Annotated in this window: 24 protein-coding genes; 12 read left to right on the plus strand and 12 right to left on the minus strand. The window is 65.5% G+C overall.

Features of this window, described 5'->3' with window-relative positions; translation table 11 throughout:
- The first annotated feature begins 73 nt into the window (after nucleotides 1-73).
- A complete protein-coding gene (locus AYB31_RS00200) occupies nucleotides 74-688 on the plus strand; it encodes a TetR/AcrR family transcriptional regulator (protein ID WP_068824565.1) in 615 nt (204 codons plus the stop codon).
- Nucleotides 689-761: 73 nt separating this feature from the next.
- On the opposite strand, the gene AYB31_RS00205 is transcribed toward AYB31_RS00200, so the two are convergent.
- The 3 genes from AYB31_RS00205 to AYB31_RS00215 form a co-directional block, all read right to left on the minus strand.
- Nucleotides 762-1,580: a phasin family protein gene (locus AYB31_RS00205; protein WP_082805164.1), complete on the minus strand. Its 819-nt coding sequence runs from the start codon at nucleotides 1,578-1,580 to the stop codon at nucleotides 762-764.
- Nucleotides 1,581-1,590: 10 nt separating this feature from the next.
- Nucleotides 1,591-2,037: a phasin family protein gene (locus AYB31_RS00210; RefSeq protein WP_068824567.1), complete on the minus strand. Its 447-nt coding sequence runs from the start codon at nucleotides 2,035-2,037 to the stop codon at nucleotides 1,591-1,593.
- Between the two features lie 93 nt (nucleotides 2,038-2,130).
- The gene (locus AYB31_RS00215) at nucleotides 2,131-2,409 is read right to left on the minus strand and encodes a polyhydroxyalkanoic acid system family protein (protein WP_068824569.1); all 279 of its coding nucleotides are present in this window, start codon (nucleotides 2,407-2,409) and stop codon (nucleotides 2,131-2,133) included.
- Nucleotides 2,410-2,569: 160 nt separating this feature from the next.
- Here AYB31_RS00215 and ubiE point away from each other — a divergent pair, with 160 nt between their 5' ends.
- The 10 genes from ubiE to AYB31_RS00265 are packed head-to-tail and all read left to right on the plus strand — an operon-like array spanning nucleotide 2,570 to nucleotide 8,836.
- Nucleotides 2,570-3,340 carry a bifunctional demethylmenaquinone methyltransferase/2-methoxy-6-polyprenyl-1,4-benzoquinol methylase UbiE gene (gene ubiE / locus AYB31_RS00220; protein ID WP_068824571.1) on the plus strand — a complete coding sequence of 257 codons (771 nt, stop codon included), beginning with the start codon at nucleotides 2,570-2,572 and terminating at the stop codon, nucleotides 3,338-3,340.
- Complete coding sequence (locus AYB31_RS00225; RefSeq protein ID WP_068824573.1) at nucleotides 3,340-3,954, plus strand: ubiquinone biosynthesis accessory factor UbiJ; 615 nt, start codon at nucleotides 3,340-3,342, stop codon at nucleotides 3,952-3,954. The genes ubiE and AYB31_RS00225 overlap by 1 nt, the downstream gene beginning before the upstream one ends.
- Entirely contained in the window at nucleotides 3,951-5,540 is a 1,590-nt protein-coding gene (ubiB, locus tag AYB31_RS00230) for a ubiquinone biosynthesis regulatory protein kinase UbiB (RefSeq protein WP_068824575.1), read from the plus strand. Before AYB31_RS00225 ends, ubiB begins: the two co-directional genes overlap by 4 nt.
- Before the next feature lie 59 nt (nucleotides 5,541-5,599).
- Entirely contained in the window at nucleotides 5,600-5,998 is a 399-nt protein-coding gene (hisI, locus tag AYB31_RS00235) for a phosphoribosyl-AMP cyclohydrolase (protein WP_068824577.1), read from the plus strand.
- Complete coding sequence (locus AYB31_RS00240; RefSeq protein ID WP_068824579.1) at nucleotides 5,991-6,323, plus strand: phosphoribosyl-ATP diphosphatase; 333 nt, start codon at nucleotides 5,991-5,993, stop codon at nucleotides 6,321-6,323. Before hisI ends, AYB31_RS00240 begins: the two co-directional genes overlap by 8 nt.
- A gap of 24 nt (nucleotides 6,324-6,347) precedes the next feature.
- Nucleotides 6,348-6,584: a twin-arginine translocase TatA/TatE family subunit gene (gene tatA / locus AYB31_RS00245; RefSeq protein ID WP_068824580.1), complete on the plus strand. Its 237-nt coding sequence runs from the start codon at nucleotides 6,348-6,350 to the stop codon at nucleotides 6,582-6,584.
- 4 nt (nucleotides 6,585-6,588) lie between these two features.
- Nucleotides 6,589-6,891: a Sec-independent protein translocase protein TatB gene (gene tatB, locus AYB31_RS00250; protein ID WP_068824582.1), complete on the plus strand. Its 303-nt coding sequence runs from the start codon at nucleotides 6,589-6,591 to the stop codon at nucleotides 6,889-6,891.
- The gene (gene tatC / locus AYB31_RS00255; RefSeq protein WP_068824584.1) at nucleotides 6,888-7,670 is read left to right on the plus strand and encodes a twin-arginine translocase subunit TatC; all 783 of its coding nucleotides are present in this window, start codon (nucleotides 6,888-6,890) and stop codon (nucleotides 7,668-7,670) included. Before tatB ends, tatC begins: the two co-directional genes overlap by 4 nt.
- Nucleotides 7,667-8,374 (plus strand): 16S rRNA (uracil(1498)-N(3))-methyltransferase, encoded by a 708-nt coding sequence (locus tag AYB31_RS00260; protein WP_068824586.1) that lies wholly within the window; start codon nucleotides 7,667-7,669, stop codon nucleotides 8,372-8,374. Before tatC ends, AYB31_RS00260 begins: the two co-directional genes overlap by 4 nt.
- A 51-nt stretch (nucleotides 8,375-8,425) precedes the next feature.
- Complete coding sequence (locus AYB31_RS00265) at nucleotides 8,426-8,836, plus strand: UPF0158 family protein (protein ID WP_068824588.1); 411 nt, start codon at nucleotides 8,426-8,428, stop codon at nucleotides 8,834-8,836.
- 13 nt (nucleotides 8,837-8,849) lie between these two features.
- Here the strand turns inward: AYB31_RS00265 and dtd are convergent, their stop codons facing one another.
- Entirely contained in the window at nucleotides 8,850-9,287 is a 438-nt protein-coding gene (dtd, locus tag AYB31_RS00270; RefSeq protein WP_068824590.1) for a D-aminoacyl-tRNA deacylase, read from the minus strand.
- Nucleotides 9,284-10,255, minus strand: coding sequence for a prolyl aminopeptidase (gene pip / locus AYB31_RS00275; protein WP_068824592.1), 972 nt, complete (start codon nucleotides 10,253-10,255; stop codon nucleotides 9,284-9,286). The genes dtd and pip overlap by 4 nt, the downstream gene beginning before the upstream one ends.
- Nucleotides 10,256-10,345: 90 nt before the next feature.
- On the opposite strand from pip, the gene AYB31_RS00280 reads away from it, so the two are divergent.
- Nucleotides 10,346-10,771 (plus strand): hypothetical protein, encoded by a 426-nt coding sequence (locus AYB31_RS00280; RefSeq protein WP_068824627.1) that lies wholly within the window; start codon nucleotides 10,346-10,348, stop codon nucleotides 10,769-10,771.
- A gap of 3 nt (nucleotides 10,772-10,774) precedes the next feature.
- On the opposite strand, the gene AYB31_RS00285 is transcribed toward AYB31_RS00280, so the two are convergent.
- The 7 genes from AYB31_RS00285 to AYB31_RS00315 form a co-directional block, all read right to left on the minus strand.
- Nucleotides 10,775-11,332 carry a lipocalin family protein gene (locus AYB31_RS00285; RefSeq protein WP_068824593.1) on the minus strand — a complete coding sequence of 186 codons (558 nt, stop codon included), beginning with the start codon at nucleotides 11,330-11,332 and terminating at the stop codon, nucleotides 10,775-10,777.
- Nucleotides 11,332-11,586, minus strand: a complete 255-nt coding sequence (gene bamE, locus AYB31_RS00290; RefSeq protein ID WP_068824595.1) for an outer membrane protein assembly factor BamE domain-containing protein — start codon at nucleotides 11,584-11,586, stop codon at nucleotides 11,332-11,334. Before bamE ends, AYB31_RS00285 begins: the two co-directional genes overlap by 1 nt.
- 69 nt (nucleotides 11,587-11,655) lie before the next feature.
- Nucleotides 11,656-12,255, minus strand: a complete 600-nt coding sequence (locus tag AYB31_RS00295; RefSeq protein ID WP_068824597.1) for a DUF924 family protein — start codon at nucleotides 12,253-12,255, stop codon at nucleotides 11,656-11,658.
- 3 nt (nucleotides 12,256-12,258) lie between these two features.
- The gene (locus AYB31_RS00300; protein WP_068824599.1) at nucleotides 12,259-13,269 is read right to left on the minus strand and encodes a class 1 fructose-bisphosphatase; all 1,011 of its coding nucleotides are present in this window, start codon (nucleotides 13,267-13,269) and stop codon (nucleotides 12,259-12,261) included.
- 81 nt (nucleotides 13,270-13,350) lie between these two features.
- Nucleotides 13,351-14,694 carry a DUF3999 domain-containing protein gene (locus tag AYB31_RS00305; RefSeq protein WP_068824601.1) on the minus strand — a complete coding sequence of 448 codons (1,344 nt, stop codon included), beginning with the start codon at nucleotides 14,692-14,694 and terminating at the stop codon, nucleotides 13,351-13,353.
- 2 nt (nucleotides 14,695-14,696) lie between these two features.
- The gene (locus AYB31_RS00310; RefSeq protein WP_068824603.1) at nucleotides 14,697-18,269 is read right to left on the minus strand and encodes a DUF2339 domain-containing protein; all 3,573 of its coding nucleotides are present in this window, start codon (nucleotides 18,267-18,269) and stop codon (nucleotides 14,697-14,699) included.
- Nucleotides 18,270-18,573: 304 nt separating this feature from the next.
- Nucleotides 18,574-20,352 carry an acyl-CoA dehydrogenase C-terminal domain-containing protein gene (locus AYB31_RS00315; protein ID WP_068824605.1) on the minus strand — a complete coding sequence of 593 codons (1,779 nt, stop codon included), beginning with the start codon at nucleotides 20,350-20,352 and terminating at the stop codon, nucleotides 18,574-18,576.
- Nucleotides 20,353-20,481 lie beyond the last annotated feature (129 nt).

The following is a 20,481-nucleotide window of genomic DNA, read 5'->3' on the forward strand; positions in this document are numbered from 1 at the left end:
GCGTAAAACACTGGCCGGGCGCTGCCCCGGCCGGTTATCGTCGACACTCCTGCGGCCATAACAAGATCACGGAATGAAGACTCGCGACCGCATCCTCCAGTGTGCCCTGCAACTGTTCAACGAAGAGGGCGAACCCAACGTCTCCACCCTGGAGATCGCCACCGAGATGGGCATCAGCCCCGGTAACCTCTACTACCACTTCCATGGCAAGGAACCGCTGATCCTCGAGCTGTTCGAGCGCTTCCAGGCCGAGCTGGCCCCCCTGCTCGACCCACCCGACGATGTCGACCTGGGTGTGGAGGACTACTGGCTGTTCCTGCACCTGATCGTCGAGCGCCTGGCGCAATACCGCTTCCTGTTCCAGGACCTGTCCAATCTGGCCGGGCGCCTGCCCAAGCTGGCCCGCGGCATTCGTCTGTGGCTCAACCAGCTCAAGCGTACCCTGGCCAGCCTGCTGGCCCGCCTGAAGACCCACGATCAGCTGCGCAGCGACACGGCAGCCCTGGGTCAGCTGGTCGAGCAGATCACCCTGACCCTGCTGTTCTCTCTCGACTACCAGCGCATCCTTGGCGTCCAGGGCGAGAGCCGCCTGGTCGTGTTCCAGGTGATGATGCTGGTCGCCCCCCACCTCACCGACGAACCACGCCACGCCGCCGAACAACTGGCGCAGCGCTACCTGGAGGCCTGACCGCAACCAACCCCGCGACAGCTGAAATGCAAACGCCCGGCACTAGGCCGGGCGTTTGGGTGTCCTCGAAAGATCAGGACGGTGTGGCAGGGGTCGCCGGAGTAGCGGCCGGTGCCGGGGTGGCCGGTGCCGGAGCGGGCGCCGCCGGCTTGGCCGCCACGGGCTTGGCTGCGGCAGGCTTCTTCACTGCGGGCTTCTTCGCCGCCGGCTTGGCGGCCGGCTTCGCCGCTGCAGGCTTGGCTGCGGGTTTTGCAGCAGCTTTCGCCGCAGGCTTGGCAGCCGGTTTGACCGCAGGCTTCGCTGCCGCCTTGGCGGCGGGCTTGGCTGCAGGTTTCGCCGCAGCTTTGGCCACAGGCTTGGCAGTCGTCTTGGCCGCAGGCTTCGGTGCCGGCTTGGCAGCAACTGGCTTGACCGACTTCACCGAAACGCCGGTGAGCTTCTCGATCTGCTTGGCCAGGCTGTCGACCTTGGTCTGCAGCGCCTTCACCTCGTTGCGGCTGGGCACGCCCAGACGCGAGATGGCACTGTTCAGACGCTTGTCGAAGGCCTCTTCCAGCTCGCCCCACTTGCCCATGGCCTTGCCCTTGACCTCATCGACCTTGGACTTGGCACTGCCGACAGTGGTGCCGACGCTGGACTTGACCACATCCATCTGCTTGTCGACTTCGACCTTGGCCTTCTTCTCGGCCTTTTCGCCATCCTTGACCAGACCGTCGAACAGCTTGTTGCCGTCGTTGCTGATCTTGGAATAGGCACCGAGGCCGGCCAACCAGATCTGCCGCGAGTACTTCTCGATCTCGCCGATCCAGGAACTGCTTTCCTTCTTGGCAACCGGCTTCTTCGCCGCCGGTTTTGCCGCCGGTTTTGCTGCGGTAGGTTTCTTGACTGCCATCCTGCTCTCCTTATTGGGTACGGGCCACTCGCTCAAGCAAAGCATTCAACTCATCGAGCTTAGCAGAGAGTGCTTCAACGTCCTGTTTGGAAGGGATGCCAAGACGGTTCAGAGCGGAGGCAACACGAGTGTCGAAGGCCTTCTCGATTTTGTCGAGCTGAACTTCAACCTTGCCCTTAACTTCGGAGACGCTGCTCTTGACGCTGCTCAGTTGGGTTTCGATCTGGCTGTTGGCGGCATCGACCTGCTCGCTCACCAGCTTCTTGCCCTTCTTCTCAACGCCTTCGCCGGCCTTGACCAGTTCTTTGAAATACTCGGCGCCTTCGCTACCTGCCTTGGCGTAGGCACCCAGACCGGCCAGCCAGACTTTGCGGGCATATGCCTTCACGTCGGTCAGAACGGCGGCTTTGCTTTCGACTACTTCGATTTGCTTCTTAACAGCGGCTTTAGTGGCCATGGTGCACCTCACGCTCACAGTAATGGTTGGGTCGCCCTTTGCCAGGGCTTGAGCGCAAGGTAGTGAGAAAAATTAGAAATCACATACTAGGACTCAGGCCTTGAGATGCTTGTCCAGGGTCGCCTCGATTTCACGCTTGATGGTACTGCCCAAAGCGGACAGCAAAAGACCCAGCTTGAGCTCGACACGCACATGCTCATCGCCGACATCGATACGGCCATCGGCGCCACTGCGCTTGAACTCCAGAACGTCACCACTCCAGCGGTACTTGACGTCGTACTCGCTGGCCAGCCGTTCGGCCAACGCCTCGGCCTTTTCGCGGGCGGCTGCCAGGCCAAGGGAATGGGAACGCTCGACGGTGATGCGGGACATACATGACTCCTGACTGCGACCTGATGTCGCGCGACTATAGCAAGGCGCCGCGCGATCATGGAGCCCGTACAGGCATTCCAAGCCCACACCTCCTGCGCCCCGAGCCTCCCGACGCATTTAGGTTTAGAATGGCCGCCACTTCGATTCAGGTGACCGCGACATGAACGACCCGCACAAGGCCCCAGAGCAGGAAAAGACCACTCACTTCGGTTTCCAGGACGTACCGGAAAGCCAGAAGGCGGAGAAGGTCGCCGAAGTCTTCCACTCGGTAGCGGCCAAGTACGACCTGATGAACGACGTGCTGTCCGGCGGCCTGCACCGCCTGTGGAAGCGCTTCACCATCGAGCTGTCCGGCGTGCGCCCGGGCAACCGCGTGCTGGATATCGCGGGTGGCACCGGTGATCTGACCCGCAAGTTCTCCAGCCTGGTCGGCCCGAGCGGCCAGGTGGTACTGGCCGATATCAACGACTCCATGCTCAAGGTCGGCCGTGATCGCCTGCTCGACAAGGGCGTGGCCGGCAACGTGCAGTTCGTCCAGGCCGACGCCGAGAAGCTGCCGTTCCCGGACAATCACTTCGACGTGGTCACCATCGCCTTCGGCCTGCGCAACGTCACCCACAAGGAAGACGCCCTGCGCTCCATGCTGCGCGTGCTCAAGCCGGGCGGGCGCCTGCTGGTGCTGGAGTTCTCCAAGCCAGGCAACGCCCTGCTGGCCAAGGCCTACGACACCTACTCGTTCAGCTTCATGCCACTGGCCGGCAAGCTGATCAGCAACGATGCCGACAGCTACCGCTACCTCGCCGAGTCGATCCGCATGCACCCGGATCAGGAAACGCTCAAGGCGATGATGGTCGAGGCCGGCTTCGAGCGCGTCACCTACCACAACATGACTGGCGGCATCGTCGCCCTGCACCGCGGTATCAAACCCTGATGCTCCTCACCGGTCTGCTGGCCGGCGTCGAGCTTGGCCTCAATCGCGTGCTGACCATGGACAGCACGGCGCTGCCGCGCCTGGCTCGACTGGAAGGCAAGCTGATCGAAATCGATTGCCAGAGCCCGGCGCTCAAACTGTTCATCCTGCCCAGCCGCGACGGCCTGCAACTGGCCAGCCACTGGGAAGGTGCCGACTGCGTGCTCAGCGCCCCCGCCAGCAGTCTGCTGCGCCTGGCTCTAGCCAAGGACAAGACCGCCATCCTGCATCGCCCCGAGGTCACGCTCAGCGGCGACAGTGCTGTGCTCCTGGAGCTGGCCAGCATCCTTCAGGACCTCGAGCTGGACTGGGAATATGAACTGTCTCGCTGGCTCGGACCGGTCGGCAGTCAGTTGCTCGCCAGCCATCTGCGCAGTCGCGTCAACTGGGCCGGCGACAGCCTCGACAGCCTGCGCCAGACCCTCGCCGATTATCTCGCCGAGGAGTCGCGCAGCCTGGTCGGCGAGCGCGAGGCCCAGGCCCGCTTCACCGAACTGGACGACCTCAAGCTCGCCCTCGACCGCCTCGACGCCCGCATCGAGCGCCTCGCCCAAAACATGAACAAGAAAGCATGAAGCTGCTCGCCACCCGCCGCCTGTTGCGCATCCTGCGTGTCGTCATTCGCTACCGCCTGGACGATCTGCTGCTGACCCTGCCACTGCCCGCCTGGATGCGCGCCTTGCGCTTCGCCCTGCCCTGGCGCTGGTTGCCGCGCAAACAACTCGAGCTGAGCCGCGGCCAGGCCATGCGCCTGGCCCTGGAAGACCTCGGCCCGATCTTCATCAAGTTCGGCCAGCTGCTGTCCACCCGCCGCGACCTGCTGCCTCCGGATATCGCCGACGAACTGGCGCGCCTGCAGGATCAGGTACCGCCCTTCCCCGCCGCCGAGTCGGTGGCCCGCATCGAAGAGCAACTCGGCGCCAAGGTCGGTGAAGTGTTCGCCCGTTTCGATGTCGAGCCGCTGGCCTCGGCCTCGGTGGCCCAGGTGCATGCCGCGCAACTGAAGAGCGGCGAAGAGGTGGTGGTCAAGGTCATCCGCCCAGGCCTCAAGCCGATCATTCGCTCCGACCTGGCCTGGTTGTTCCTCGCCGCACGCATCGCCGAGAAGGCCTCGGCGGACGCCCGCCGCCTGCGCCCGGTGGAGGTGGTCAGCGACTACGAGAAGACCATCTACGACGAGCTCGACCTGCTGCGCGAGGCCGCCAACGCCAGCCAGCTGCGGCGCAACTTCGCCGACTCCGAGCTGCTCTACGTGCCCCAGGTGTACTGGGACTGGTGCCGGCACAAGGTGCTGGTGATGGAGCGCATCTACGGCGTGCCGGTGACCGACCTCGACACCCTGGCCGACCAGCGTACCAACATGAAGCTGCTGGCCGAGCGCGGCGTGGAGATCTTCTTCACCCAGGTGTTCCGCGACAGCTTCTTTCACGCCGACATGCACCCCGGCAACATCTTCGTCGCCACCCGCACGCCGTGGAGCCCGCAGTACATCGCCATCGACTGCGGCATCGTCGGCAGCCTCACGCCCGAGGACCAGGACTACCTGGCACGCAACCTGATCGCCTTCTTCAAACGCGATTACCGCCGCGTCGCCCAACTGCACATCGACTCCGGCTGGGTGCCGGCAGAGACCAAGGTCAACGAGTTCGAGGCGGCCATCCGTACCGTGTGCGAGCCGATCTTCGAGAAGCCGCTGAAGGACATCTCATTCGGCCAGCTGCTGCTGCGCCTGTTCCAGACTGCGCGCAGGTTCAACATGGAAGTGCAGCCACAACTGGTGCTGCTGCAGAAGACCCTGCTCAACATCGAAGGCCTGGGCCGCCAGCTGTACCCGGACCTGGATCTGTGGAGCACCGCCCAGCCCTTCCTCGAACGCTGGATGCGCGAGCGAGTTAGTCCGCTGCACCTGCTGCGTAACCTGCAACAGCAGGCCGAGCAGGTGCCGCACCTGTCGCAGATGGCTCGCGACACCCTGGAACGCCTCAACCAGCCACGCGCCGCCGCGCCACAACCGACAGCCGCACCCCGCGCCTGGCCATTGCGCCTGCTCGGTGCCGGGCTGGTGGCTGCTGGCGTCAGCCAGGGCCTGCTGCTGACCCCGGCGGCCTGGAGCGCCTGGCTCAGCCTGGGGGCCGGTCTGCTGCTGGTCCTGCGCCGATAGCCAGTACCGACGGCGACTGGCACACTAGACAGCTATTCACAACCGATCACCGCCAAGCAATGACCAACTGGCTCGACGAAATCAACTGGAACGAGGATGGCCTGGTACCGGCCATCGCCCAGGACTACCAGACCGGCCGCATACTGATGATGGCCTGGATGAATCATGAGGCTCTGACCCTGACTGCCAGCGAGGGCCGTGCCATCTACTGGTCACGCTCGCGCGGCAAGCTGTGGCGCAAGGGCGAGGAGTCCGGGCATGTGCAAAAGCTGCACGAACTGCGCCTGGACTGCGACGCCGACGTGATCGTCATGCAGGTCGAACAGCTCGGCGGCATCGCCTGCCACACCGGGCGCGAGAGCTGCTTCTATCGGGTCTACGAGGACGGCGCCTGGCAGACTGTCGACCCCGTTCTGAAAGATCCGCACGCCATTTACCAGGGGCACAAGCATGAGTGACACCCTTACCCGTCTGGCCGAGGTGCTGGAGTCGCGCAAGGGCGCGGCGCCGGACAGCTCCTACGTGGCCAGCCTGTACCACAAGGGCCTGAACAAGATCCTGGAAAAGGTCGGCGAAGAGTCGGTGGAAACCATCCTCGCCGCCAAGGATGCCGACACAAGCGGCGACTGCAGCGACCTGATCTACGAAACCGCGGACCTCTGGTTCCACAGCCTGGTCATGCTCGCCGCCCTCGGCCAGCACCCGCAGGCCGTGCTGGACGAGCTGGACCGCCGCTTCGGCCTCTCCGGGCACGCGGAAAAAGCCGCGCGTCCACAATCCTGAATTACACCTCACCGGAGATTTCCCATGGGTATCGGCGGCATCAGCATCTGGCAACTCCTGATTATCCTCCTCATCGTCGTCATGCTGTTCGGCACCAAGCGCCTCAAGGGCCTGGGCTCCGATCTGGGCGACGCCATCAAGGGCTTTCGCAAATCGATGAATCAGGGCGAGGAAGAATCCAAGCCGGCAGTGGAAGAGTCCAAGGGCCAGACCTACCAGGCTGAAGCGCACAAGGTCGAAGAGCCTGTGAAGAAAGACTGACGCCATGTTCGACGTCGGCTTCTCCGAACTGCTTCTGGTCGGCCTGATTGCCCTGCTGGTGCTCGGCCCCGAGCGCCTGCCGGTGGCCGCGCGCGTGGCGGGCCTGTGGATCGGCCGGCTCAAGCGCAGCTTCAACAACATCAAGAGCGAAGTTGAGCGCGAGCTCGGCGCCGATGAAATCCGTCGCCAGCTGCACAACGAGCGCATCCTCGAACTGGAGCGCGAGATGAAGCAGAGCATCCAGCCCGAGGCCAAGCCCGCTGCCGACGCCGCGCCGACCAGCCAGGACAAGACCAGCCAGCCATGAGCTCGACTCCTTCCGACGATCAGGAGATGCCCCTGATCGCGCATCTCACCGAGTTGCGTAACCGCATCCTGCGCTGTGTGATCGCGGTCCTGCTGATCTTTGCCGCGCTGTTCTACTTCGCCCAGGACATCTACGCCCTGGTGGCGGCGCCGCTGCGTGCCTACCTGCCGGAAGGCGCCACCATGATTGCCACGGGCGTGGCCTCGCCCTTCCTCACCCCCTTCAAGCTGACCATGATGGTCTCGCTGTTCCTCAGCATGCCGGTGCTGCTGCAACAGATCTGGGGCTTCATCGCACCGGGCCTGTACCAGCACGAGAAGCGAGTCGCCGTACCGCTGCTGGTGTCCAGCATCCTGCTGTTCTACGCCGGCATGGCCTTCGCCTACTTCGTGGTCTTTCCCGTGATGTTCGGCTTCTTCGCCAGCGTAACGCCCGAGGGCGTAGCGATGATGACCGACATCGGCCAGTACCTGGACTTCGTCCTCACCCTGTTCTTCGCCTTCGGCGTGGCCTTCGAGATTCCGGTGGCGACCTTCCTGCTGATCTGGGTCGGCATCGTCGATATCGCCACCCTGCGCAAGAGCCGTCCCTATGTGGTGGTCGGCTGTTTTGCCGTGGGCATGGTGCTGACCCCGCCAGACGTGTTCTCGCAAACCCTGCTGGCCGTCCCGATGTGGCTGCTGTTCGAAGCCGGCCTGCTGTTCGGCGGACTGGTGCGCAAACGCAGCGAGCATGACCTCGAAGAGTCCGACGACCAGCCGCCCGCACCACAGCCATGAACCTGCTGCTGCTGGAAGACGCCGATTTCATCACGGCGGAGCGTGCCGTGCTCAGCGGCCGCCGCCTCAAGCACCTGCATGAGGTGCACGGCGCCGCAAGCGGTGACACGCTGCGGGTCGGTCGCGTCGGCGGCCTGATGGGCCGCGGCACCCTGCTGAGCCTGAACGAACAGCAGGCCGAGCTGCACGTCGAGCTGGATCAGCCACCGCCGACCAAGCTGCCGCTGACCCTGCTGCTGGCCCTGCCCAGGCCGAAGATGCTCAAGCGCACCCTGCAGACCATTGCCGCCATGGGCGTACCGCGCCTGGTACTGCTCAACAGCTACCGGGTGGAGAAGAGCTTCTGGCAGACGCCCTTTCTCACCCCCGAGGCCATCCGCGAGCAACTGATTCTCGGCCTGGAACAGGCGCGCGATACCCTGTTGCCCGAAGTGCTGATCGAGAAGCGCTTCAAGCCCTTCGTCGAGGATCGCCTGCCGCAGATCGCGGCAGGCACTCTCGGCCTGGTCGGCCACCCCGGTGACTTCCCGGCCTGTCCACGAGCCGTCGAACAGCCTGTAACGCTGGCCATCGGCCCGGAGGGCGGCTGGATTCCCTATGAGGTCGAGAAGCTGCAGGAAGCCGGGTTGCAACCGGTGCAGCTCGGCGCACGCATCCTGCGTGTCGAAACCGCCGTGCCGGCGCTGCTGGCGCGCTTGTTCTGAACAACCAATCCGGCTTAGCCTGACACCTCGCCAGCCGCTGCGGAGTTCGTCATGCGCCCCCTGACCATCGATCTCGATCACCTGGCGAATGCGCTGATCAATGAGCAGGCCGACTTTCGCCTCGACCTGCTCAGCGGCCGCCTGCTGGATATCCCACCGCAAGGTGAAGACCCGGATATCGAACGCCTGCTGGAAGAAGAACCCGAGCGCCTGCTGGCCCTGGAACCATTGAGCGGCCACGAGCGCCTGGCGCTGATGGAGGACTTCCTCAACGAAGTGGTCGATCCCGACGCCTATGCCGCCCTGACCGCGGCCATGGCCGAACGACGCCAGCAGCGCGCCTTCCTCAACGCCCTCAACCAGTTTCCCGACGTGCGCCAGGCCTGGCAGTGCTATGAGCAGGAACGGCTACGCGAGCTGGCGCTGGACTGGCTGGCCGATAACGAACTGGAGCCCAGGTAAGGCACGACGGCGGTTAGATGTCGAGCAGGAAGGTCACCGGCCCATCGTTGACCAGATGCACCTGCATGTCGGCGCCGAAGCGCCCAGTGGCCACCTGCGGGTGCTGCTCGCGGGCCAGCGCCACGAGTTGCTCGAACAACTCGGCGCCCTGGGCCGGCGGCGCCGCCGTGGAGAAGCTCGGGCGCAGGCCGCTGCGGGTGTCCGCGGCCAAGGTGAACTGGGAGACCAGCAGCAGGCCGCCGTTCACGTCCCGGAGCGACAGGTTCATCTTGCCGTCGGCATCGCTGAACACGCGGTAGGCGAGCATTCGCTGCAGACCCTTGGCAAGGCTGGCCGGCGTGTCCTGCGGTTCGATGCCAACCAGGGCCAGCAGGCCATGATCGATGGCCCCGACTATCTCGCCCGCCACTTCGACGCGGGCGCCACGCACCCGCTGAATCAGCAGCTTCATGCTTCTTCCGGCGGCAGCTCGAGCAGACGCCGGACCATCTGATCGGCAGCCCGCACCAGGGCATCGGTAATGCCCACCTCGGCAGCGGAGTGGCCGGCATCGCGGATGATCTGCAATTCGCTGTTGGGCCAGGCCTGATGCAGCGCCCAGGCGTTGTCCAAGGGGCAGATCACGTCGTAACGACCATGCACGATGACGCCCGGCAGATGGGCGATCTTCGGCATGTCGCGCAGCAGCTGGTTAGCGTCGAGGAAGGCGTTGTTGACGAAGTAGTGGCACTCGATGCGGGCGATCGACATGGCCCGGTGGGGCTCGCTGAAGCGATCGACCACCTGCGGGTTGGGTCGCAGCGTGGCGGTGCGCCCTTCCCAGGTCGACCAGGCCTTGGCCGCATGCATCTGGGCGATCTGATCGGGACCGGTCAGGCGCTTGTAGAAGGCCTGCACCAGATCACCACGCTCCTCCGCCGGGATCGGCGCGACATAGTCTTCCCAGAAGTCCGGGAACAGACGACTGGCGCCTTCCTGATAGAACCAGCTGATCTCCTGCGGGCGACAGAGAAAAATGCCGCGCAGGATCAGACCCAGAACCCGCTCCGGATGAGCCTGGGCATAGGCCAGGCTCAGGGTCGAGCCCCAGGAGCCACCGAACAGCACCCACTTGTCGATCCCCAGAGACTCGCGGATGCGCTCCATGTCGGCGACCAGAGCCTGGGTGGTGTTGTTCTCCAGGCTGGCGTGCGGCGTGGAACGGCCACAGCCACGCTGGTCGAACGTCACGATGCGATAGAGGTTGGGGTCGAAGTAGCGGCGACTGGCCGCATCACAGCCGGCACCTGGCCCGCCGTGGACGAAGACCACCGGCAGGCCGTCCGGAGAGCCGCTCTCGTCCACATAGAGGACGTGCGGTTCCTGCACCGCCAGTTCGTGACGGGCGTAGGGTTTGATCTCCGGATACAAAGTCTGCATGGCGCACTCCCGAGTCTGTGCGTAAGTTCCTTTTGAGCGGCCGGGTCTCCGACCGTGCCCGGCATCATAACCATGAATGGGACGTTGAGCATGCTCCGTATCGCCCTGACCGCCCTACTTGTCGCCGCTCTGCTGGGTGGCTGCAGCAAGAACGACCCGCAAGCCGAACTGGAAGCCGCCGTGCAGCGCCTGCAGGACAACCTCGAAGCCAAGCGCAATGGCGCCGTCATGGAGCAACTGCACGCGCAGTTCAGCGCGCAGGGCCAGTACGATCGTGACTGGGCCAAGCGCACCATGGCCCTGATGTTCCTGCGCCACAAGCAGGTGCGCGTGTTGGCCATCAGCAAGAACAGCGAGATCGACCCCACCTACAGCAGCAAGGGCCACACCCAGGCCGAGGTGGCGCTGACCGGTGCCGAAGGGCTGATTCCGGACAGCGCCCGCCACTACAGCGTCAGGCTGGAATGGTGGCGTGAAGGCAACGAGTGGAAACTGGCTCGCCTCGACTGGGAGTAGGCGCTACTGCGCGATAGCCCGGTCGGGCTGACGCCAGATCAGCTTGCTCGTGTCGTAGCCACGCGCCTCGGCCTCCTGCAACAACTGCAGCCGGCGCGTTTCACTGACTTCCGGCGTACGCGCCAGCAGCCACAGGTACTCGCGATTGGGGTTGCCGACCAGTGCCGCGCTGTAGTCGTCGTCCAGATACAGCACCCAGTAGTCGCCCTTGACCAGGCCGGGGAAAAGGTTGCCGAACCAGTTGTCGAAACGCACCCAGAGCTTGTCCGTGCGCCCTTGCACCTGCACTTCGGCATAGCCGTGTGCGGCTATCCACTCGCCGTCGAGCGTGCGGCAGCGGTTGGTGACGTCGACCCGGCCATCTTCACGCAGGCGGTAATGCGCCTCGGACTGCGCACAGTTGCGCTGGAAGAACATCGGCAGCCGCGCCAGTTCGTACCAGGTGCCCTGGTAGCGGCGCAGGTCGACGCTGCCGACGGTTGACGGCGCCTGCGCATCCGGCGCGCTGGCGCAACCGTACAGCGCCAGCAGCACAGCCAGGGCGGCCCAGCGCATGATCATCACTTCAGCCCCTGGCCGGAGAACATCATCACCTTGTCGCCGGCGTACTGCACGCTGATGTAGGTCTTCTCGTCGCCCCAGGTACAACTGGTCAGGCCAACGGCCCCCGAGCATTCGGAGGGGCTGCCGAGCAGGCTTTCCACCTCGGCCTTGGCCATGCCGGCCTTGAGCTTGGAGTAGTTTTCCTGGTTGATCTTGCCGCAGGCGGCGAGCAGGACACAGGCGGTGAGCACGGCGAAATAGCGAAGCGACATGGCGCGACTCCTGAGAATGAAAACCTTGAGAGCTTGGCACAGAGCGCAGACGAATGCGCCCTCGACACCTCAGAAGCGTGAGCCGGGTTGCTGCAGAAAGGCCTGCTCCTGCGGGGTCGAGCTTCTGCCCAGAATGGCATTGCGATGGGGAAAGCGAGCGAAGCGCTGGATCACCTGGTGATGGCGCTCGGCATAGTCAAGGTAACCGGCGAACAGCTGGCGCTCATCCTCCGCACAGGCGTGCAGCAACCCGGTAAAACGCTCGACGGCGCGATCCTGAGACGTCAGCTCCTCGGCATGCTCCAGCACCAGGTAGACGAACACCTGGCGAATCGCCGGCAACTCGCGCTCCAGACCCTGCGCCAGCCCCTGCCGCACCACTTCCTGGGCGCGGGCATCACCGGCAAAGGCCTGCGGCGTACTGCGATGGATCATGCGTGGCAACTGGTCCAGCAACAGGATTAGCGCCAGCCAGCCATCCGCGGTCGCAGCCCAGTCCTGCAGATCTCCAGCCATGGCTTGCGCGCACAATTCACCGAAGCGCTCGCGGGCCTCGACATCTTGCTCGGCGCGATAGCCAAACCACAGGCCACTGCGCTGGGCCGCCACCTCGCTGGCGCTCTCGGCCGAGCCAAACCACCAGTCCAGAAGCGGCTGCCAGGGCTTCACGGCTCAGCCCCGGTGATAGCCGGTGACACGCTCGACTTCTTCCTTCGAGCCGAGGAATACCGCCACGCGCTGGTGCAGGGACTCAGGCTGAATGTCGAGGATACGCTGGGTGCCGTTGGTGGCGGCGCCACCGGCCTGCTCGATCAGCATCGACATCGGGTTGGCCTCGTACATCAGGCGCAGCTTGCCCGGCTTCTCCGGCTCGCGGGCATCGCGCGGGTACATGAACAGACCACCACGGGTGAGGATGCGATGCACGTCGGCCACCATCGAGGCGATCCAGCGCATGTTGTAGTTTTTGCCCAGCGGGCCTTCCTTGCCGGCCAGCAGCTCGCCGACGTACTGCTGCACCGGGGCTTCCCAGTGACGCTGGTTGGACATGTTGATGGCGAACTCGGCGGTGCTTGCCGGCACCTTGATGTTGTCGTGAGTGAGCACGAAGCTGCCCATCTCGCGGTCCAGGGTGAAGCCCATCACACCGTCGCCCAGGGTCAGCATGAGCATGGTCTGCGGACCGTAGATCGCGTAACCGGCGCAGACCTGCTCGGTCCCCGGCTGCAGGAAGGCCTGCTCGTCGAGGCTGTCGTTCTGGGTCAGGTACTCCTGCGGGCAACGCAGCACGGAGAAGATGGTGCCGACCGAGACGTTGACGTCGATGTTGCTGGAGCCGTCCAGCGGGTCGAACACCAGCAGGTAGGCACCTTTGGGGTACTTGCCGGGGATCTGGTAGGCGTTGTCCATTTCCTCGGAGGCCATGCCGGCCAGGTGGCCGCCCCACTCGTTGGCTTCGAGGAGGATCTCGTTGGAGATCACGTCGAGCTTCTTCTGCACCTCGCCCTGCACGTTCTCGGTGCCCATGCTGCCGAGCACGCCACCGAGGGCGCCCTTGGACACGGCATGGCTGATTTCCTTGCAGGCCCGCGCCACTACTTCGATGAGAAAACGCAGGTCGGCCGGGGTGTTGTGACTGCGGGTCTGTTCGATCAGGTAGCGACTAAGGGTTACGCGGGACATGGAGGGGCTCCAGGGAGGAAAGTAAAATCGCGCGCAGTTTAACCGGTTGGGCCTCTGCGCGCCTCCCTGGCCCGACACACGCTATGGATTGTTGCCAGAACCCGCCGGCTTGCGCAGCAGGCTGAAGGCCATGCCGCCGAGCAGAGCGACGCCGGCCAGCAGCACGGCCCACAAACCGATACGTTTCCAATCTGCGGCCGACTGGGCCGCAGCAGCCGCCTCGCGCACCACACTGGGCACCGCCTCTGGTGCGCTGGCTCGGCCAAGGCTGGCCAGGCGTTTGGGCTCGTAACCGGGAACCAGGGTGCCCAACGGCAATGCTGCAGAGCGCACTGAGTTATTACCGACCGCCAGGCTATAGGGCTCGGAGCCGCGCGCAAGGAACACCACCTGGGTTGCGCGCACCGCCACCTGCAGGCTTGGCGCCTCGCTGCCCAGGCCACCGCCACGGGCATCCACGCGCAGACGCAGTTGCTGCACCGGCGCGCCGTACAGTTCGATCTCGTCCTGCAACACCTCCTTGCCATCCTGCGGCAGGCGATAGAGCAGGCCACTGGCCAGGGCGCGCCACTCCAGTTTGCCGGCGCCGCGCGAAGCGAGGCTGACCGGTGCCAGCACGTTGCCCGCCGGCAAGGCCACGCGCACACGCTGCAGCGGCAACGACAGCGGCAATTCCCAGTTGTACTCGCCAGCCCTGGTCGAAGTCGGTGCCAATGGCGCAGACCAGGCCAGCGCCGGCGCCAGCGGCAGTTGCTCGATGCTGACCAGGCGCGCGGCGAGCAGCGCCGGGGCCTGCTGCGGGGCCTGCCAGAGCAGGCGCAGGTAGCGGGCCTTGGCGCCGGAAAGCGCGACCTCGTTCTGTTCGATGCGCTCGTCGGCGAAGCTCAGGTGGGCGATCTGCCCGTCCTCCCAGCGCCGCCAGTGCTGCAGATCGTCACTGGCCTCGATGGTGAAACGCTGGAAACCTTCCGCGTCGGCACTCCAGTCCAGTTGCAGGCGGTGCAAGGGTTGATCGAACGCGCTGGCGTCGAGTAGCCAGCCGCGCAGGATCTGCTCGCCCTGCCCATCCTGCTCCGGCGTCACCTCCACCAGCGTGCCGCTGGTACTGCGCTGCACGCGGATGGCCGGCGCGCCCTGGCCGTCGGCCACACCCCGCAGCGGGAACCACTTCACCGCCGTCTCCTGGCGGCGCTCCGCGGGTTGGGCGTTGCCCAGGGTCATGGCATAGGCCAGCTCCTCACCCTCGGCGTTGAGCACCCGCAAATCGCGCAGGTCGGCATGGCTGGCGGCCATCTGCAGGGCGAGCGGCACCTCCAGGCGATACCAGGGGCCCTCGCCTTCAAGGCTCAGCGGCACACGGGTCGAGTAGTCCGCCTGCGCCCAGGGCGCGGCCAGCAGAGCGAACAGGCAGAGAAAGGACTTCATGTTCACGGACTCACCTCGGCAGATTCGGCTTTACGGGGCGGCAAGGGTGCGAAGTAGCCGACCACCAGCAACAACACGCCGACACCGATAAAGGAAATGATGCGTTCCAGGCCACCACGGTTGCCCAGTTCGACGAAGAACAGCTTGGCCACCACCACGGCGATCAGCGCCGCGCCCAGCAGCCACAGCTCGCGGCGGCCGCGCAGGTGGCCGAGGATCATCAGCGGCAGGGCGATCAGGGTCCAGACGATGGACAACCCGGCCTGCACCAGCATGGAGTCGAGCAGCACATCCAGCTCGTAGGGCACCCCACCCCAGTGATGGGCGGCGCGGAACACCGCTGCCGTGAGTACGGCGAACAACGAGGCGCCGGCGATGATCTGCGCAATGCGCTCGCCGTGCGCCGCCAGCCCAAGCTGCGGCAGGCCACTGCGCAGCCAGGCATAGATTGCCAGCAGCACCAGCAGCATGCCCAGCTCCAGCGGATTGAGCAGCGGCAGGTACGGCAGCGGGTCGGCGCTGCCATCGCTGGCGATATTGGCCAGCCACAGCCAGCCAAGCATCAGCAGCGCCAATGGCGCAGCGGCCAGCACCCGGTACTCGCGCGGGTAGGCCGCCACCGGCCAGGGCCAGGCGCGCACCGACGCCATCGCCAGCAAGTACAGACCTGGCAGCAGCGCCCAACCCAGCCAGCGCCAGGCGTTGTAATGCTCGGCCAGCAGCATCAGCCCGTAACGCAGCTCCAGCGCCAGCACGCCGAGGATCAGCCAGCAGCCGAGCACATGAGCGGCGCTGCGCACACCGGCCGGCAACAGCTCGGCCAGCAGTTTGAGCGACCACAAATGCACGGCGAACAGCAGGCCCCAGCCCAGCCAGCCGAAAGCGGCCGCCGGGTGGTAATCGCGCTCGCCCAGGTGCAGCAGGATCAGCATGCCCGCAGGCACCAGCAGCGTGCAGAGCAAAGCCAGGGAACGCCAGTGCAGACGTCCGGCCAGCCAGCCCCACAGCGCCACGCTGAGTGCAGCCAGCGCCAGCAGCGCAGCACCCTGCAGCCGGCCATCGACGAAACGCAGCACCTCGCTGGCCAAGGCCAGCACCCACCAGCCGGCGCCCCAGGCCAGCAACACTTGAGACAGACGCTGCAGGCTCAGGCTGCCCAGCTCGCCGGCCTGCTGGCGCAGCACGACGTGGCGCAGGCGCCAGGCCCCGACCTGGGCAGCCAGCGCCAGCACCAGCGGTGCCCAGAAGCCGGCATGCGCCAGCGGGCGCAGCCCCTCGCTTGGCAAGTTCCCGAGCAGCAGCGGGCTGGCGGCGAGGAAGGCAATGCCACCGACCACCTGCAGCAGCAGGCCGAACAGAAAGCTGGCCCGCAACTGCAGCCGCAGGCTGAGCCAGAGAATCAGCAGGCCGCTACCGGCCCACACCGCCGCCGCGCTGTGCCAGGGCAGGACGAACAGCACCGCCAGGTTGACGAACAGCAGCCCCGCCAGCAGCACCAGCGACAGGCCGCGCATCAGCCGGCGATCCTCGCTGACCCGCTTGTCGCGTGCGGCAATCAGCATGCCGGCCACCAGCGCCAGACCGATCAGCGAGCAGACCAGCAGGCCGCGCCAACCGGAACCGAGCACGCCCCCCTCTTCCAGCCCGCCACCGCGCAACTGGGTGAGGAACACCGCGCCGCCCAGCAGCTGCACGGCAAAAGCGCTGAACAGGAAGCTGCGCGCCTGCAGGCGCAGACCGGCGAACAGCGTGGCCAGGCCAGCCAGCGCCCAGGCGATGGCCGTACCCTCGGCGCCCAGGCACAGCGGCGCGATCAGATAGAGGAACAGCAACCCCGCCACCGCCAGCACCGGCAGCGCGCGACGCTCCCAGGCGCGCGTCACCTCGAGCGGCGCCTGGCGCAAGCGCCAGAAGCTGAACAGCAGCGCCGCACCGAGCATCAGCGCACCAAGCGGGGCGCCCTCCAGCAGGTTGTCGTTGCCGACGTCGAGTTGACCGAGGAAAGCCAGCGCCGCGCCAGCCTGCAGCAACAGGGCGAACACCCTGGCCAACGGCCGCCCCTGGCGCAGGCCCAGCCAGTAGATGCCGGCGCCCTCCACCGCCCAGGCGGCCGAGGTCCAACGCGCATCCAGGCCCAGCGGAATGGCCAGGGTGCCGAATACCACGCCCAGCGCCAGGCAGGTCTCCATCAACAACAGCACATTGCGCCCACGTAGCAGGCGGGCCAGCCCCAGGTAGAACAGGCCGAGAGCCAGGGCGCTGAAGGCGGCCGCCAGTTCGAGGTGCTGGACGATAGCGTACTGCAGGCCGAAGCCTACCAGCGGCGGGCCGAACAGTACGGTGCCGTCGACATAGTCGGCACGGCCACGGGCCCAGCGCAGCAACTCGTCACGCTGCTCAGGGGCGCCCTCGGCCTCGCGCAGCTTGCGCCGGGCGAACAGCAGGCCGATGGCCACGTACATCAGGAAGAACAGCACCAGGAACGGCTCGGTACTCCACAGCAGCTCCGGCGTATAGGAGCGCAGCCCCCAGGCCAGACCTATGCCGAAGGTGCCGACAAAACCGACCAGGTTGAGCAGACGCCAGGCCTTGAACCAGGCGATGGCGAGAATGCCGGCGTTGAGCAGGATGAAGTAGCTGAACAGCGCCACATGATTGCCGCTGCCGGTGGAGGTGAGGATCGGCGCGGCGAAGCCGCCGAGCGCGGCCGCCACCGCCAGGCCCAGGGCGTTCTGCGCCACCGCGAGGATGGCCGAGAACGCGGTGACCAGCACCAGCAGGCCAAGGGCCATTTTCGGGTCGAGCAGCGGGTGCAGGCGCATCGCGGCGAACACCGTCAGGTACAGCACGGCGATGCCGGTGCCCTGCAGCATCAGGCCATAGTTCTCGTTACGCGTGCGTAGCCACCAGCCCAGCCCCAGCAACGCAATGGCACTGGCCGCCACCCCGGCATAGCGCAACTCTACCGGCACCACCATGCCCTCGGTGGCGTAGCGCAGGAGGAAGGCCAGGCCGAGGAACAGCAGCACCACGCCGACGCGCAACACGGTGTTGCCACCCAGCAGCCAGGCCTTGGCCAGGGCGATGCCGCGCTCGATGAGCGAGGGCTCACGGGGAGGCGCCGGGCGCGGCGGCTCGCTTGCGCGCGGCTGGCTGACCGGTATTTCGCGGGCGGCGGAGGGGATTGGTCGCAAGGGTTCGGCAGCGGGTTCCGCGCTCTGCGCGGGCATCTCCGGCAACTCCCAGACCAGTTCATCGACCACATCTGCGAGCGGTGTCGACACGGGCTCAGGCTCGGCTGCGGCCGTTTCCTCGGCGGGCGCAGCAGAAGGTGCGCTCGGCTGACCGCTTTCCAGTTTGACCAGGCGTTCGACCACCGCCGTGGTGCCTCGCTCGAAGCGCTCGGCGAAGTCCTTCAGTTCCTTGCGCAAGCGTCTGTTGTCGGCCCCGAGTTGCTGCAAGCGCAGCGCCTGGCCAAAGCCCAGGCCGATCAGGCCACCCAGCAGGGCCGAAGTCACCGATTCCCCGGCCAGCGCACCGAGCACCAGGCCGACCAGCATGAAGATCCATTGCATGCGTTGTTATCCCTGAGCCATTACGGCGAAGCCCGCGAACTGCGCGGGTGTGCCGAGTATATCGGCGCGCCCCGCACACCACACAGAGACGTAGGCCAACTGGCGCACAGACACAATGCTTCGCTTGCTCACGGTCGGGGTCGGACCATTTGTGGGAGCGGTTGTGCGGCATTCCGCTTTAGCCGCGATGGCTGCCTATTTAGTACCTCGACTGCCCCAATCGCGGCTGAAGCCGCTCCCACAAAAGCCTTCGGCAGAAACGAAAAAGCCCCGCCGAAGCGGGGCTTTCACAGCAGGGTCAGGCTTAGAACTGCGCAGCGTCCAGCAGATACAGCGGCTCGCTACCGGCCTTGACCGAGGCGCTCAGCGAGTGGATACGCGGCAGCAGACGGGCGAAGAAGAAGCGTGCGGTGCCCAGCTTGCTCACGTAGAACTCCTCTTCACCCTGCTTGGCCAGTGCGGTGCGGGCCATCAGTGCCCACATGTAGGCATAGGCGGTGTAGCCGAATACCTGCAGGTACTCGACCGAGGCGGCACCGATCTCGTTCGGATTGGCCTTGGCCTGCTCGATGACCCAGGCGGTCAGCTCGTCGAGGTTGGCAATGGCGGCTTTCAGCGGCTCGGTGAACTCACCCAGCGAGGCATCGGCGCTGCCGATGAAGGCCTTCACTTCGTCGCTGAAGTGCTTGTAGAAGCTGCCACCACTGCCGACGATCTTGCGGCCCATCAGGTCCAGCGACTGGATGCCGTTGGTGCCCTCGTAGATCTGGGTGATGCGGCAGTCGCGGATCAGCTGCTCCTGGCCCCACTCGCGGACGAAGCCGTGGCCGCCGAAGATCTGCTGGCCGTGTACGGTGGTTTCCAGCGCCATGTCGGTGAGGAAGGCCTTGGCCACCGGGGTCAGCAGGGCGACCAGCTCTTCCGCACGCTTGCGGGTTTCTTTGTCTTCGCTGTACTTGGCGGTGTCCAGCTGCATGGCAACGTAGCTGGAGAAGGCGCGACCGCCCTCGTTCAGCGCCTTCATGGTCAGCAGCATGCGGCGCACGTCCGGATGCACGATGATCGGGTCGGCGGCCTTGTCCTTGTTTACCGGGCCGGTCGGTGCACGGCTCTGGATGCGGTCACGGGCGTACTCGATGGCGCTCTGGTAGGAACGCTCGCCCAGGGCCAGACCCTGGATGCCAACACCCAGGCGCTCGTAGTTCATCATGGTGAACATGGCGTTGAGGCCCTTGTTCGGCTCGTCGACGATCCAGCCGGTGGCGCCGTCGAAGTTCATCACGCAGGTGGCGGAAGCCTTGATGCCCATCTTGTGCTCGATCGAGCCGCAGGACAGCGAGTTCTTCTCGCCCAGAGAGCCGTCGGCATTGACCATGACTTTCGGCACCAGGAACAGCGAGATGCCTTTCGGGCCAGCCGGGGCGTCCGGCAGCTTGGCCAGCACCAGGTGGACGATGTTCTCGGTCAGGTCGTGCTCGCCGCCGGTGATGAAGATCTTGGTGCCGGTGATCTTGTAGCTGCCGTCGGCCTGCGGTTCGGCCTTGGTGCGGATGATGCCCAGGTCGGTGCCGGCGTGCGGCTCGGTCAGGCACATGGAGCCGGCCCAGACGCCGGAATACATGTTCGGCAGGTACTGCGCCTTCAACTCTTCGCTGGCGTGGTTGAGGATCGACAGGCAGGCGCCGGCGGTCAGCATCGGGTACAGGCCGAAGGACAGGTTGGCCGAGTTGACCATCTCCTCGACCTGGGCGCCGATCACTTTCGGCATACCCATGCCGCCGAACTCCGGCGCGCCGCCGACACCGACCCAGCCGCCTTCGGCGTAGGTCTGGTAAGCCTCGGGGAAACCGGCCGGGGTTTTCACCACACCGTCGGTCCAGGAGCAGCCTTCTTCGTCGCCGCTGCGGTTCAGCGGGGCGATCACACCGCCGGTGACCTTGCCGGCTTCTTCGAGGATGGCCGCGGCGGTTTCTTCGTCGACCACTTCGGCCAAGCCCGGCAGTTCGGCCCACAGCTTGGAGACTTCGAAAACTTCATTGAGAACGAAGCGCATGTCGCGCAGGGGAGCTTTGTAATCGGCCATCTGACAATCCTCGAACGAAACCACGACCCGGCCGAAGTGCGGCCGATTGATGCAGGCCTTGGAGTCTAACCGAACAACTTTTCAGACACATAGGTTCACGTTATGACCAATGATTCACACTCAAACGCC

Source organism: Pseudomonas sp. BMS12 (genome assembly GCF_001592875.1).
Classification (GTDB): domain Bacteria; phylum Pseudomonadota; class Gammaproteobacteria; order Pseudomonadales; family Pseudomonadaceae; genus Aquipseudomonas.

Excerpts from the sequence above, each read along its gene's own strand:
- AYB31_RS00200 (WP_068824565.1), top strand. The coding sequence starts at position 74 with ATGAAGACTCGCGACCGCATCCTCCAGTGTGCCCTGCAACTGTTCAAC.
- AYB31_RS00205 (WP_082805164.1), bottom strand. The coding sequence starts at position 1,580 with ATGGCAGTCAAGAAACCTACCGCAGCAAAACCGGCGGCAAAACCGGCG.
- AYB31_RS00210 (WP_068824567.1), bottom strand. The coding sequence starts at position 2,037 with ATGGCCACTAAAGCCGCTGTTAAGAAGCAAATCGAAGTAGTCGAAAGC.
- AYB31_RS00215 (WP_068824569.1), bottom strand. The coding sequence starts at position 2,409 with ATGTCCCGCATCACCGTCGAGCGTTCCCATTCCCTTGGCCTGGCAGCC.
- ubiE (WP_068824571.1), top strand. The coding sequence starts at position 2,570 with ATGAACGACCCGCACAAGGCCCCAGAGCAGGAAAAGACCACTCACTTC.
- AYB31_RS00225 (WP_068824573.1), top strand. The coding sequence starts at position 3,340 with ATGCTCCTCACCGGTCTGCTGGCCGGCGTCGAGCTTGGCCTCAATCGC.
- ubiB (WP_068824575.1), top strand. The coding sequence starts at position 3,951 with ATGAAGCTGCTCGCCACCCGCCGCCTGTTGCGCATCCTGCGTGTCGTC.
- hisI (WP_068824577.1), top strand. The coding sequence starts at position 5,600 with ATGACCAACTGGCTCGACGAAATCAACTGGAACGAGGATGGCCTGGTA.
- AYB31_RS00240 (WP_068824579.1), top strand. The coding sequence starts at position 5,991 with ATGAGTGACACCCTTACCCGTCTGGCCGAGGTGCTGGAGTCGCGCAAG.
- tatA (WP_068824580.1), top strand. The coding sequence starts at position 6,348 with ATGGGTATCGGCGGCATCAGCATCTGGCAACTCCTGATTATCCTCCTC.
- tatB (WP_068824582.1), top strand. The coding sequence starts at position 6,589 with ATGTTCGACGTCGGCTTCTCCGAACTGCTTCTGGTCGGCCTGATTGCC.
- tatC (WP_068824584.1), top strand. The coding sequence starts at position 6,888 with ATGAGCTCGACTCCTTCCGACGATCAGGAGATGCCCCTGATCGCGCAT.
- AYB31_RS00260 (WP_068824586.1), top strand. The coding sequence starts at position 7,667 with ATGAACCTGCTGCTGCTGGAAGACGCCGATTTCATCACGGCGGAGCGT.
- AYB31_RS00265 (WP_068824588.1), top strand. The coding sequence starts at position 8,426 with ATGCGCCCCCTGACCATCGATCTCGATCACCTGGCGAATGCGCTGATC.
- dtd (WP_068824590.1), bottom strand. The coding sequence starts at position 9,287 with ATGAAGCTGCTGATTCAGCGGGTGCGTGGCGCCCGCGTCGAAGTGGCG.
- pip (WP_068824592.1), bottom strand. The coding sequence starts at position 10,255 with ATGCAGACTTTGTATCCGGAGATCAAACCCTACGCCCGTCACGAACTG.
- AYB31_RS00280 (WP_068824627.1), top strand. The coding sequence starts at position 10,346 with ATGCTCCGTATCGCCCTGACCGCCCTACTTGTCGCCGCTCTGCTGGGT.
- AYB31_RS00285 (WP_068824593.1), bottom strand. The coding sequence starts at position 11,332 with ATGATCATGCGCTGGGCCGCCCTGGCTGTGCTGCTGGCGCTGTACGGT.
- bamE (WP_068824595.1), bottom strand. The coding sequence starts at position 11,586 with ATGTCGCTTCGCTATTTCGCCGTGCTCACCGCCTGTGTCCTGCTCGCC.
- AYB31_RS00300 (WP_068824599.1), bottom strand. The coding sequence starts at position 13,269 with ATGTCCCGCGTAACCCTTAGTCGCTACCTGATCGAACAGACCCGCAGT.
- AYB31_RS00305 (WP_068824601.1), bottom strand. The coding sequence starts at position 14,694 with ATGAAGTCCTTTCTCTGCCTGTTCGCTCTGCTGGCCGCGCCCTGGGCG.
- AYB31_RS00310 (WP_068824603.1), bottom strand. The coding sequence starts at position 18,269 with ATGCAATGGATCTTCATGCTGGTCGGCCTGGTGCTCGGTGCGCTGGCC.
- AYB31_RS00315 (WP_068824605.1), bottom strand. The coding sequence starts at position 20,352 with ATGGCCGATTACAAAGCTCCCCTGCGCGACATGCGCTTCGTTCTCAAT.